This window comes from Pseudomonas sp. TH06 (assembly GCF_016651305.1).
GTDB lineage: Bacteria > Pseudomonadota > Gammaproteobacteria > Pseudomonadales > Pseudomonadaceae > Aquipseudomonas.
On sequence record NZ_JAEKEC010000004.1, the window covers coordinates 33,629 to 46,807 of the forward strand.

At 59.6% G+C, this 13,179-nt stretch carries 5 protein-coding genes; 1 reads left to right on the top strand and 4 read right to left on the bottom strand.

Features of this window, described 5'->3' with window-relative positions; all coding sequences use genetic code 11:
* The first annotated feature begins 236 nt into the window (after nucleotides 1-236).
* The gene (locus JFT86_RS27425) at nucleotides 237-8,840 is read left to right on the top strand and encodes a retention module-containing protein (RefSeq protein WP_201239206.1); all 8,604 of its coding nucleotides are present in this window, start codon (nucleotides 237-239) and stop codon (nucleotides 8,838-8,840) included.
* Between the two features lie 248 nt (nucleotides 8,841-9,088).
* On the opposite strand, the gene JFT86_RS27430 is transcribed toward JFT86_RS27425, so the two are convergent.
* From JFT86_RS27430 to JFT86_RS27445, 4 genes are all read right to left on the bottom strand, one after another.
* Nucleotides 9,089-9,880 carry a hypothetical protein gene (locus JFT86_RS27430; protein ID WP_201239207.1) on the bottom strand — a complete coding sequence of 264 codons (792 nt, stop codon included), beginning with the start codon at nucleotides 9,878-9,880 and terminating at the stop codon, nucleotides 9,089-9,091.
* Nucleotides 9,813-10,574, bottom strand: a complete 762-nt coding sequence (locus tag JFT86_RS27435; protein WP_201239208.1) for a hypothetical protein — start codon at nucleotides 10,572-10,574, stop codon at nucleotides 9,813-9,815. Before JFT86_RS27435 ends, JFT86_RS27430 begins: the two co-directional genes overlap by 68 nt.
* 524 nt (nucleotides 10,575-11,098) lie before the next feature.
* Complete coding sequence (locus JFT86_RS27440) at nucleotides 11,099-12,661, bottom strand: hypothetical protein (RefSeq protein WP_201234474.1); 1,563 nt, start codon at nucleotides 12,659-12,661, stop codon at nucleotides 11,099-11,101.
* A gap of 115 nt (nucleotides 12,662-12,776) precedes the next feature.
* Complete coding sequence (locus JFT86_RS27445; protein WP_201239209.1) at nucleotides 12,777-13,172, bottom strand: YbaN family protein; 396 nt, start codon at nucleotides 13,170-13,172, stop codon at nucleotides 12,777-12,779.
* Nucleotides 13,173-13,179 lie beyond the last annotated feature (7 nt).

Genomic DNA, 13,179 nt, shown 5'->3' on the forward strand with positions numbered 1-13,179 from the left:
AGCGGAGAATGAGCGACAGATTTTTGTCACTCGGGTGATTCACCGCCGTTACGTAGCGTTAGTGGGCATGCTGCCTTGAACAGGGTTCGGAAGTGCTTGATAGCACTGAGGTTTCCTTTAGGCGCTACCTGCGAAACGAACTGTCGAGGGTGCGAGCGTCGCTCCCGACAACCCGATTGAGCCATGGGCTGCTTCGCTTACCAGTGCCGACGGTGGTCGGCAGCGGAGGATTTCACATGGCAACGCTCATCGGTACGGTCACTAAAGTCATTGGCCAGGTTTTCGCTCAGTCAGCCGACGGTACTAAACGCGCACTGGTTGAGGGGGATCGCTTGTTTGCAGGCGATCAACTGATCACCGGGGCTGAAGGTGCCGTCGCCGTTCATCTGCAAAATGGCCAGGAGTTGACCCTGGGCCGCGACAGCAGCCTGACCATGACCGGCCAGTTGCTGGCCGATCAGGCGGCGCATGTGAACGCGCCCGAAGCGGTGACCCCGAGCGAAGCGCAACTGACCGACGTCGAGCAGATCCAGAAAGCCATTGCCGCCGGTGACGACCCGACCAAATCCGCTGAAGCCACTGCCGCAGGCCCGAATGCGCCGACCGGTGTGCCGGGCGAAGCGGGAGGTGGCCACAGTTTTGTCTTGCTGACCGAAGTCGGCGGACGGGTTGATCCGATCATCGGTTTCCCGACGGCCGGGTTCGGCGGTATTCCCGAGTTTCCCGAAGAACGCCACAACGTGGTCATCGACAATGGCACCCCGGCGCCCATCGTGCCGCCCCCCGTCAACAACATCGTGACCCTCACGGGGCTGGCCGTGCCGGGGGGTGAGTTGACCCTCAACGAAGCCAATCTGCCGGATGGTTCGGCCGCCAACCCCGGTGCGCTGACTCAGAGCGGCAGTTTCACCGTGACGGCACCAGACGGTTTGAGCAGCCTGAGCATCGGCGGCATCAACCTGATCAATGGCGGCGTGGCCGTCGGTTTTCCGCAATCGATCACCACGCAACTGGGCAACACCCTGACCATCACCGGCTACAACCCGAGCACCGGCGTGGTCAGCTATAGCTACACCCTCAACGGCAATGAAACCCATGCAGCCGGTGACGGTGCGAACAATCTCAGTGAACAGTTCACGGTGGTTGCCGGCGACAGCAATGGCGACACCGCGACCGGCACGCTGGACGTCAACATCACCGACGACGTGCCCAAAGCTGTGGATGACAGCAATACGTCGACCGCTTCGGAAACGCTGCTGACGCTGACTGGCAATGTGCTGACCAATGACGTGCAGGGTGCCGACCGTGTGGCGACCGGACCGGTGACCGCAGGTACGTTTACCGGTACTTACGGCACGCTGGTACTCAACGCCAACGGCACTTACACCTACACGCTGAACACCAACGATGCGGACTTCAAAAACCTGCACGGCGGCGGCAACGGCACCGAAACGTTCACCTACACCATCACCGATTCGGACGGCGACAGCAGCACTGCGAACCTGGTTTTGCAGATCCACAACAATGATGATCCGGTGGTCATCAACGGCTTGAACGTCGAGGGTGGGGAGCTGACGGTTTACGAGAAAAACCTCAGCGACGGCAGCGCGCCAGACTCCACGGCGTTGACGCAAAACGGCACGTTCACCATCACGGCGCTGGACGGTGTTACCACCCTGACCGTCGGCGGCATTGCCGTCGTCACCAATGGCGTCGCCGCTGGCTTCCCGCAATCGGTCACCACACCGCTGGGCAGCACGCTGACCATCACCGGTTTCAACGCTGCGACTGGCGTTGTCAGCTACAGCTACACCCTGGATCACAACGACGCGCACCCGACGGCCAACGGTGCCAATACGCTCAACGAGCAGTTTGCGGTGACGGTTGTCGATGACAACGGCACTACGGCCAATGCTTCGCTGGACGTGAACATCGTCGACGATTTGCCAAAAGCCGTGGATGACAACAACACGGGGACGGCGTCGGAAACCAATCTCACGCTGACCGGCAATGTCCTGACCAACGATGTGCAGGGCGCAGACCGTGTCGCGACCGGGCCGGTGACTGCGGGTACGTTTACCGGGACCTACGGGACTTTGGTGCTGAATGCCAATGGCACGTACACCTATACGCTGAATCCGACCGACGCTGATTTCAAAAATTTGCACGGTGGTGGTAACGGGACCGAAACCTTCGCCTACACCATCACCGATTCCGACGGCGATACAAGCACCGCAAATCTGGTTTTGCAGATCCACAACAACGACGATCCGGTGGTCATCAGCGGTCTCGATGTGAATGGCGGCGAACTCACCGTCTACGAGAAAAACCTTAGCGACGGTAGTGCACCGGATTCCGCTGCGTTGACCCAAAACGGCACATTTACCATCACGGCACTCGACGGCGTGACGACACTAACCGTCGGCGGTATCGCCGTCGTCACCAACGGCGTCGCCGCAGGCTTCCCGCAATCAGTCACCACGCCGCTGGGCAGCACGTTGACCATCACCGGGTTCAACGCCACAACCGGTGTCGTCAGCTACAGCTACACGCTGGTCGACAACGAAGCGCATCCAACCGCCAACGGTGCGAACAACCTGCCTGAGCAGTTCGCCGTTACCGTGGTCGATGACAACGGCACAACCGCTAACGCGACCCTCGATGTGAACATCATCGACGACCTGCCAAAAGCCGTGAGTGACAGCAACACCGGCACCGCATCAGAAACCAATCTGATCCTCACCGGCAACGTCCTGACCAACGATGTGCAAGGCGCCGACCGCGTGCCGACTGGCCCCGTCACCGCAGGCACCTTCACCGGCACCTACGGCACATTGGTGCTCAACGCCAATGGCACTTACACCTACACGCTGAACACCAACGACGCCGACTTCAAAAACCTGCACGGCGGCGGCAATGGCACCGAGACGTTTGCCTACACGATCACTGACTCCGATGGCGATACCAGCACCGCCAACCTCGTTCTCCAGATCCACAACAACGACGATCCGGTGGTCATCAGCGGCCTCGATGTGAACGGCGGTGAGCTGACGGTTTACGAGAAAAATCTCAGTGACGGCAGCGCACCGGACTCCGCTGCGTTGACGCAAAACGGCACCTTCACCATTACTGCACTCGATGGCGTGACAACGCTGACTGTCGGCGGCATTGCCGTCGTCACCAACGGCGTGGCCGCAGGGTTCCCGCAATCGGTCACCACTCCGTTGGGCAGCACGTTGACCATCACCGGGTTCAACGCCACAACCGGTGTCGTCAGCTACAGCTACACCCTGGTGGACAACGAAGCCCATCCAACCGCCAACGGCGCGAACAACCTGCCTGAGCAGTTCGCCGTTACCGTGGTCGACGACAACGGCACCACCGCTAACGCGACTCTCGATGTGAACATCATCGACGACCTGCCAAAAGCCGTGAACGACAGCAACGTCGGTACCGCATCGGAAACCAATCTGATCCTCACCGGCAACGTCCTGACCAACGATGTGCAAGGCGCCGACCGCGTACCGACTGGCCCCGTCACCGCCGGTACCTTCACCGGCACCTACGGGACTTTGGTGCTGAATGCCAACGGCACTTACACCTACACCCTCAACACTAATGACGCCGACTTCAAAAACCTGCACGGTGGCGGCAATGGCACCGAAACCTTCGCCTACACCATCACCGATTCCGATGGCGATACCAGCACTGCGAACCTCGTCTTGCAGATCCACAACAACGACGATCCAGTGGTCATCAGCGGCCTCGATGTGAATGGTGGCGAACTCACCGTCTACGAGAAAAACCTCAGCGACGGCAGCGCACCCGATTCTGCTGCGTTGACCCAAAACGGCACCTTCACCGTTACAGCACTCGATGGCGTGACAACGCTGACCGTCGGTGGCATCGCCGTAGTCACCAATGGCGTCGCCGCAGGCTTCCCGCAATCAGTCACTACACCATTGGGCAGCACGTTGACCATCACCGGTTTCAACGCCACAACCGGCGTCGTTAGCTACAGCTACACCCTGGTCGACAACGAAGCGCATCCAACCGCCAACGGCGCGAATAACCTGCCTGAGCAGTTCGCCGTCACCGTGGTCGACGACAACGGCACCACGGCCAACGCGACCCTCGATGTGAACATCATCGACGACCTGCCAAAAGCGGTGAATGACAGCAACACCGGCACCGCGTCGGAAACCAATCTGATCCTCACCGGCAACGTCCTGACCAACGATGTGCAAGGCGCCGACCGCGTACCGACTGGCCCCGTCACTGCCGGCACCTTCACCGGCACCTACGGGACCTTGGTGCTGAACGCCAACGGCACTTACACCTACACCCTCAACACCAACGACGCCGACTTCAAAAATCTGCACGGCGGTGGCAACGGCACCGAGACGTTCGCCTACACCATCACTGATTCGGACGGCGACAGCAGCACTGCGAACCTGGTTTTGCAGATCCACAACAACGATGATCCGGTGGTCATCAACGGCTTGAACGTCGAGGGTGGGGAGCTGACGGTTTACGAGAAAAACCTCAGCGACGGCAGCGCGCCAGACTCCACAGCGTTGACGCAAAACGGCACGTTCACCATCACGGCGCTGGACGGTGTTACCACCCTGACTGTCGGCGGCATTGCCGTCGTCACCAACGGCGTGGCCGCCGGGTTCCCGCAATCGGTCACCACACCGCTGGGCAGCACACTGACCATCACCGGTTTCAACACCACAACCGGCGTCGTTAGCTACAGCTACACCCTGGTCGACAACGAAGCGCATCCAACCGCCAACGGCGCGAATAACCTGCCTGAGCAGTTCGCCGTCACCGTGGTCGACGACAACGGCACCACCGCTAACGCGACTCTCGATGTGAACATCATCGACGACCTGCCAAAAGCCGTGAACGACAGCAACGTCGGTACCGCATCGGAAACCAATCTGATCCTCACCGGCAACGTCCTGACCAACGATGTGCAAGGCGCCGACCGCGTACCGACTGGCCCCGTCACCGCCGGTACCTTCACCGGCACCTACGGGACCTTGGTGCTGAACGCCAACGGTACTTACACCTACACGCTGAACACCAACGATACCGACTTCAAAAACCTGCACGGCAATGGCAACGGCACGGAAACTTTCACCTACACCATCACCGATTCCGACGGCGATGCCAGCACCGCCAATCTGGTGCTGAACATTCACAACAACGACGACCCGGTGATCCTCAACGGCCTCGACGTCAATGGTGGTGAACTCACCGTCTACGAGAAAAACCTCAGCGACGGCACTAGCCCCAACCCAACGGCGCTGACCCAAAGCGGCACCTTCACCGTCACCGCACTCGATGGCCTGCAAACCCTGACCGTGGGCGGTATCGCCGTCGTCACCAACGGCGTGGCCGCAGGGTTCCCGCAATCGGTCACCACTCCGTTGGGCAGCACGCTGACCATCACCGGTTACAACGCCAGCACTGGCGTGGTCAGCTACAGCTACACCCTGGTCGACAACGAAGCGCATCCGACCGGCAACGGTGCCAACAGCCTCACCGAGAACTTCAACGTGGTCGCCACCGACGGCGACGGCAGCACCGCGTCCGGGCAGATCAACGTCAACATCATCGATGATTTGCCGACCGCCAAAGCCGACACTGGTTCGGTGGCGGAGGGCGGTACGGTCAATATCAGCGTGCTTGGCAACGACGTCACCGGTGCCGATGGCGCCGCGGCGGGCGGGGCCGTGGTGGGCGTGCGCGCCGGCAGCAACACTGCGACGTCGGCGATCGGCGGCCTCAACAGCAACATCAACGGCAACTTCGGTTACCTGACCCTGGATGCGTTGGGCAACGCCGTCTACCACAGCAACCCGAACTCGGTGAGCCCACCGGGCGCCACCGACACGTTCACCTACACCATCCGCGATGGCGACGGCGACGAAAGCACCACCACCATCACCATCAACGTCGCCGACAGCAAACTGGTGGCTTCGGTCGATCAGGATGTGACGGTCTACGAAAAAGCCCTCGACCTGACCAAGGACGGCCAGGATCTGGCCCCCGGCACGGTCACCGGCAGCGATCCGACCAACACCGGCGAAACCGCCACCGGCACGCTGGTCGGCGCAGTCACCGGCGGCAGCGGCGCGATCACTTACACCCTGGTCGGTAGCGCCACCGGCACTTACGGGCAGATCCAGCTCAACGCCGACGGCACCTACACCTACACGCTGACTTCGGCACCGAAAACCACGCCGAATGCCAACGACGGCGCGAACACCCTCAGCGAAAGTTTCACCTACAAAGCCACCGATGCGCTGGGCAACAGCACCACCAGCACTATCGTCGTCAACATCGTCGACGACGTACCGAAAGCGGTCGCTTCGGATCGTTCAGTGGCCGCCGTGGAGATCGACTCGAACATTCTCATCGTCCTCGACATCTCCGGCAGTATGGCCGATGCCTCGGGCGTGCCGGGCCTGTCACGACTGGACCTGGCCAAGCAGGCAATCAGTGCCTTGCTCGACAAGTACGACGACCTCGGCGATGTGAAAGTGCAACTGGTGACCTTCAGCAGCAGCGCCACCGACCGCACCACGGTGTGGGTCGATGTCGCGACCGCCAAGACCCTGCTCGCCGGCCTGACTGCCGGTGGCGGCACCAACTACGATGCCGCCGTCGCGACCATGTACAACGCGTTCAACACCGCGGGCAAACTCACCGGGGCGCAGAACGTCGGGTACTTCTTCTCCGATGGCAAACCCACCAATGGCCAGGACATCGGCACCAGCGATGAAGCCACGCTGAAAGCGTTCCTCGATGCCAACAACATCAAGAACTACGCTATCGGCCTGGGCAGCGGCGTGAGCAACGCCAACCTCGATCCGCTGGCGTACGACGGCATCACGCACACCAACACCAATGCGGTGGTGGTTACCGATCTCAACCAGCTCAACTCGGTGCTCTCGGGCACCGTGGAAGGCGCGCCGGTTACAGGTTCGCTGTTGGGCGAGGGCGGTACGTTCGGCGCCGATGGCGGTTTCATCAAATCCATCGTCGTTGACGGCACCACCTACACCTACGATCCAAAAGCCAACGGCGGACAAGGCTCGCTGGTCGCCAGCGGCGGCACCAACCACGGCACCTTTAACACCGTGAACAACACGGTGAGCATTGCCACCAACAACAGCGGCACGCTGGTGGTCAACCTCGACACCGGCGACTACAGCTACACCTCGCAAAAAACCACCACGGTGGTGATCACCGAGAACATCGGCTTCACCCTCAGCGACAACGACGGCGACCTCGCCAGTTCGACGCTGACGGTGAAAGTGATCCCCAACGCGCCTCCGGTGGCGGCGGATGACCACGTCATCACCAACGTGCTATCGAGCAATATCGTGGTGCCGGGCGAGCTGTTGCTGGCCAACGATACCGATCCGAATGGCGACACGCTCAACGCCTCGCCGACCACCTTCAACACCGGATGGGTCGCGAAGGGCGCGGACTTCACCGGCAGCGGTGCGATCACCTTCAACGGCACCAGCAACACCGCCGCCAACCAGAACCTCGCCGACGTGCGTAATTCGTTTGCCGCCAACACTGCGGCGATGACCGCCGTGCTGGTGGTCAGCGGCTACCTCGGCGCGGTGACCAACGCCAATGCCAACGATGAAGACCTGATCACCGTCAAACTGAAACAAGGCGAGACCCTCAACCTCGATCACAACCTGGCGGCCGGGCACATCACCATGGAGTACTCGGTGAACGGCGGGGCGTTCGTCAGCATCGCCGACGGCGGCACCATCACCGCCAGCGCCGACGGCACGTACCAGATCCACGTGACCAACATCACCAACACCAGCGGCAGCAACACCACCGCTGCGGAAAACTACCAACTGACCATGACGGTCAATTATGCCGGGGCCCACGACATCACCCCGGACTTCCACGGCACCTACACCGCCAACGACAACCACGGTGGCAGCGATTCCGCCGCCGTGACCATCACCTATCAGGATGGCCACACCCTCACCGGCACCTCCGGAGACGACATTCTGGTGGCCGGCACTGGCGACAACATCCTCAACGGTGGCGATGGCAACGACGTGCTGACCGCAGGCTCGGGCAACAACGAAATGCACGGCGGGGCTGGCAACGATCTGCTCTACAGCGGCCCGGGCAATGACTTGCTTGACGGTGGCACTGGCATCGACACCGCGAGCTACGCCCACGCCACGGCCGGGGTCACGGTCAACCTCGGCCTGCTCGGTGCGCAAAACACCGTCGGCGCGGGGACGGACACCCTGACCGGTATCGAAAACCTCGTCGGCTCGAACTTCAACGACACTCTGACCGGCGACAACAATAACAACGTGATCAACGGCGGCCTGGGCAACGACATCCTCAACGGTGGCGGCGGCGATGACCTGCTGATCGGCGGCATGGGCAACAACACGATGACGGGCGGGCCGGGCGCCGACACCTTCCAGTGGCTCAAGGGCAACAGCGGCCACGACCTGATCACCGACTTCACCCCAGGCACCGACAAGCTCGACCTGTCGCAACTGCTACAAGGTGAAAACGGCACCACGGCGTCGCTGGATGACTACCTGCACTTCACCGTCACCGGCAGCGGCGCGTCGGTGCTCACCAGCATCGACGTCAGCGCTATGGCCGGCGCCACGCCGAACCAGACCATTGATCTGGCCGGCGTCAACCTCGCCAGCCATTACGGCGTGACGCCGGGGGCGGGTGGGGTGATCGCCAGCGGGCATGACACGGCGACGATCATCAGCGGGATGCTGAATGATCATTCGTTGAAGGTGGATACCGTGTGATCGAGGTCTGAAACGACAAAACCCGCCGTGCCGGTTCAATGGGGTGGCGGGTTTTTTCTGCCTGACGACATATTTTGTCTGGGAGGTCGCATTCGCGAACAAGCGCGCTCCCACAGACTCTGTGGCGTGATAGAAATGTGTGACCGACGCAGCTCTCTATGGGAGCGGACTTGCCCACGTCCACATCATTTACGGCTTGTCAGCGATACCTGCCAGACAATAGTTTTCCCTGACCTCTGCGGCCGGCTTTATTGATATCGCTGAACGTAAATGGCGTTGATAAAGAAGTCGTTCCCGCCCTGCGCGCCGCCATGGCCGCCACGATCCTCGTGGTTTTGAATATAAATCGTGTAAGGGCCGCTGACGGGTACTCTGAAGTCAGCTGATTGCTCGTAGTAGACTCTGTTTCTGGGAACAGTAAAGCGTCCCACAAGCGCTATTCCGCTGGAAGTACTGACGCTGAGTACCGGTGCAACGTTGTCAGGTTGCGGGCTTACATTCGCCACGTTATAGACGAATCGGTAAGTTCTTGCAGCCTTGAACTGAAAGGTCTGGCTCAGTAAAACACCGGCGTTGCCTGCAGCATCATAGGTCAGGTTTTCGTAGTAACCGTTGGCAATCCTGGCGGTTCTTGAGGCTGATCCAAACTTCCAGTTCCCGGCATTACCGTTGAAAAGAGTGACGGAGTCTTGCCAGGAGTCCGCAAGAACGTTCAGCGGTAGTGGCGGCGAGCGCAGGGGGGCGGCGTGACCGCTGGCAGACACCAGATAAGTGATTGCGACAGACCGGCCTGCATTCGCAGTGAATACTGATCGAGGGATCGAGAAGATCAACGGTTGGATGGCCAAGACATCGAGTGGGTCAGTTGTGTGGTTGGCCCCTGTCCCGGCCAGTTCGACTTTGACTGATTGCCCAACCGCCATTCCGGTGTAAGCCGGAACTTGAATGCGGGCCCCTGAATCGACAATGTCGTCAAAATCCACGTTCGGACTGGACAAGTCCAGGAGCTGGGGCGCTATCAGTTCCAGTGATTTGATCAAATAGGTGCGCACCGGAAACAGCACTGCTTGCGAAGAGCACATCACCTGGCGCAGTGACAGTTTGCTCAAGCGTCAGAGAGCCGAAGGCCAGCTCCACAACATCATCGATGGACTGGTTGAAGTATTCGGCGACGGTCACGAACATGCCGTCATCAATCACCGACTGATCGACAAAGGTTTCCGAAGGCAACCGCAACTTGAGCCCTTGATTAAACGGCTTTCCGCCGTCCGTGTCGGCCTCACCCGGCGCCGGATGTTTATAAAACAGCGGAACGCGGGGCGGAGATTCCCCCGGGTTGCCACTTACCCGATGGATTTCATACCAGAAGTCTTTGTTCTCATTCCTCAGCGGCACGAACCGGGCTTCCATGTCCCTGGCCGAAATGAAGAACGGAATGTTTTTCGCCAGCCCTTGAGCATCGAAATGCGCGTCCGTGACCGAGAACTCGGCCACGGGCACTGTGTCAGTGTCTATGAAGACCCGAATACCGTCGCCGACGGCCATATCCAAATAGGCCAGGATGTAGACCAGCAACCCGGCACGGTCGCCATACACCATGTTGATGTTGATCCCTAAAGCGCCATCGTTCTGTGGTTTGAAGTTGACCGGATAGGGGGGGACCAGAGCGAGCACGCCGAGGCCGCGATCAGGCGGAAAGACGACTTGTTGATTGGAGGTCGAGTCGGCGTTCATCGTGCTGTTCTTGTTTGCTTACCTTCCATAAGAAGCGCCGTTGCAAAGTAGCGGCCCGCGTAGAGGAGTCATTAGAACGCGTTGGACTGGAGCTGAATACCTGTCAGATCTGACAGATGCAGGAGGTATTCAGACGGACGGTAGAAGTAGGCTTGATACAGCCGATCGGCGTAGGGCTCGCGCAATGTCTTCTACCGCCGGACACGCCGAAGGCAGCGGTCATTTGATTCGGGACGGCCGTATCATTCGAGATCAAATGATCTCTCGGGCATCCACATCCTCCTCGTTATTGCTCAGACCTCCCAGTGCGCCCGCATTGCGCAATGAAAAGCTCAATCCGTCATGAGGGTCGGCCGTTTGCGCCAACCATCCGAAGCTTCGGGTATCAGTGTTGTAAACCTCTGCCGAGCTGCCACTCACGGTGCTGGTCCAGGCATTGGCCAGTTCGGGATACGTTGGGCCTGCTCTCCATGCGAACCAGGGTTGAAAGTAGCAACGGGCCATGACCGCACGGATTTGCGCGGTCAGACCGACTTCGCCTCTTTGTGCCAACGATTCAATGTATCTCGGGAACGTCCAGCCCAAGCCGCAAACGGCTTTTTACCCTCGCCAAATTTCAATTGTGCCAGCTCAGAAAATACTTCGACTTCACCCGGATTGGTGATGGTGTTTTGTACGGTCAAAGGCGTGTCCGCGAAGGGCGCGATATACCTTGCCGGCACCTTGAAGAAAACCGCTTGCGTCGGGTCGGTGACGATGAGAGCAAAAATGAACAGCGTTGCCACTCCGTCGAGGTCGGTGGTCTGCCAGCGAAGCTCGACCTTCGCGCCGTTTTTCAACGGCCAGTAATGGGCGACTGTCACGGTAGCCATGGCCGTGTCGGCCGGCAACTTGCCATCCACCAGCGGCTCGACAATCGGTTGGCCCAGTGGTTGGGAGGTGCCTGTGAACGTGGCATCAGCGGGTTTGGAGGGCTGGGTCTTGCCTGCCTTGGTCAACAGGTAGGACGCGCGCGCCGACCCGTCGATCAGATTGCGCACGCGCTCATTCTCGACGGGGAAAGTCAGCAGCCTGCTAGCAGCGCTGAGTCTCTGGCTGTAGGTGTGGCTGACACTGTCGCCACCTTTGGTCAGTCCTTGCAGAGTCAAATCAATCACGTCATTGACGGCAAATATCCCGGTGACCAGGATATTCAAAGGGCCGCCTGCGAGATTGTTGTGGTCCACTACATCATCAGCATCTGCTTGTTCGAAAATCGGCGCGGCCAATAACACAACGCCAGGTTTGAACGTGAGGATGAGCGAGTCCGACCAGCCGCTGGCATTTTCCACCACATCGAACACTTCCCAACGCACCACCAGGCTATTGGTGGGCTTTAGGGTGGCGAGCTGATCCGGGCTCAGCTCAAAGAGCACATCACCCAATTCGCTGACAGTGGTCTCCAGCAATAGAGAACCAAAGGCCAGCACCACGACATCGCCGACACATTGATTGAAGTACTCCAGCACCGTTACGAACATGCCCTCGTCGATCACGGTCTGGTCGACGACCGTTTCCGAAGCGACGGGTAGCTTGAGGCCCTGGTTGAAAGGTTTTCCACCATCGGTATCGGCCTCACCGGGCGCGGGGTATTTGTAAAACAACGAGACGGGGATCGAGGGGTCGGAGGGGTTGCCGCTGACTCGCTGGATGTCGACCCAGAAATCCTTGTTTTGTGGTTTCAGGAAATCGAATCTGGCTTCCATGATGTCGGCTGAAATGTAGAACGGTATGTTTTTCGCTGTGCCGTCAACTTCGAAGTGCGCATCGGTGACCGAAAACTCGGCGACAGGAACATTCCTGTTTTCAATGAACACCCTGATGTTGTCGCCAACAGACATATTCAAGTAGGCGAGGATGTACACCAGCAGTCCATCACGATCACCGTGCACCAGATTGATATTGATACCCAAGGCGCCGTCTTGTTGCGGTTTGAAACCAATCGGGAAGGGCGGGGAGACGGCAAGAATCCCGAGGCCTCGATCAGGTGGGAAAACCACCAGTTGTTCGTCGCTGGCTGAAGAAATATTCACCGGTTGGCTGGTCATGGCTGAGAACCTTCTTTGAGAGGTGCTCAGCATTAGATAACCAGCGCCAGTGCTTGCCTACTGTCAGATCTGACAGGTAGTCGACGGTTTAAGACGAACGGTCAGTCCCGGGCGGTCAGGGCTTGTGCAACGTCTTCTGCCGCAAAATATAAATCGTCACCAGTACCGCACTGGTCAGCATGAACCCCCGCGCCCACGGCAGTGGCACCAGATAGCACGAGAACAGAATGCTCCCCCACATCAGCCCGATCGCGTAGACCTTGCCCTTGAGCGGAATGCCGTTGCCATCGAGGTAGTCACGAATCCATGGCCCAAGCCGGGGATGCTCGACCAGCCAATGATAGAAACGCGGAGAACTGCGGGCGAAACACGCCGCCGCGAGCAACAGGAAGGGAGTGGTGGGGAGGACGGGCAGGAAAATCCCGATCACCCCCAATGCCACGCTGAGCCAGCCGATGGCCAGCAAGAGGTAGCGCAACATCAGGGGGCGGTTGCCTATGGGATTGTCCATAGGCCGG

What these genes read in the sequence shown, in the direction of transcription:
- JFT86_RS27440 (WP_201234474.1), bottom strand. Translation starts at nt 12,661, where the DNA reads ATGACCAGCCAACCGGTGAATATTTCTTCAGCCAGCGACGAACAACTG.
- JFT86_RS27435 (WP_201239208.1), bottom strand. Translation starts at nt 10,574, where the DNA reads ATGAACGCCGACTCGACCTCCAATCAACAAGTCGTCTTTCCGCCTGAT.
- JFT86_RS27425 (WP_201239206.1), top strand. Translation starts at nt 237, where the DNA reads ATGGCAACGCTCATCGGTACGGTCACTAAAGTCATTGGCCAGGTTTTC.
- JFT86_RS27445 (WP_201239209.1), bottom strand. Translation starts at nt 13,172, where the DNA reads ATGGACAATCCCATAGGCAACCGCCCCCTGATGTTGCGCTACCTCTTG.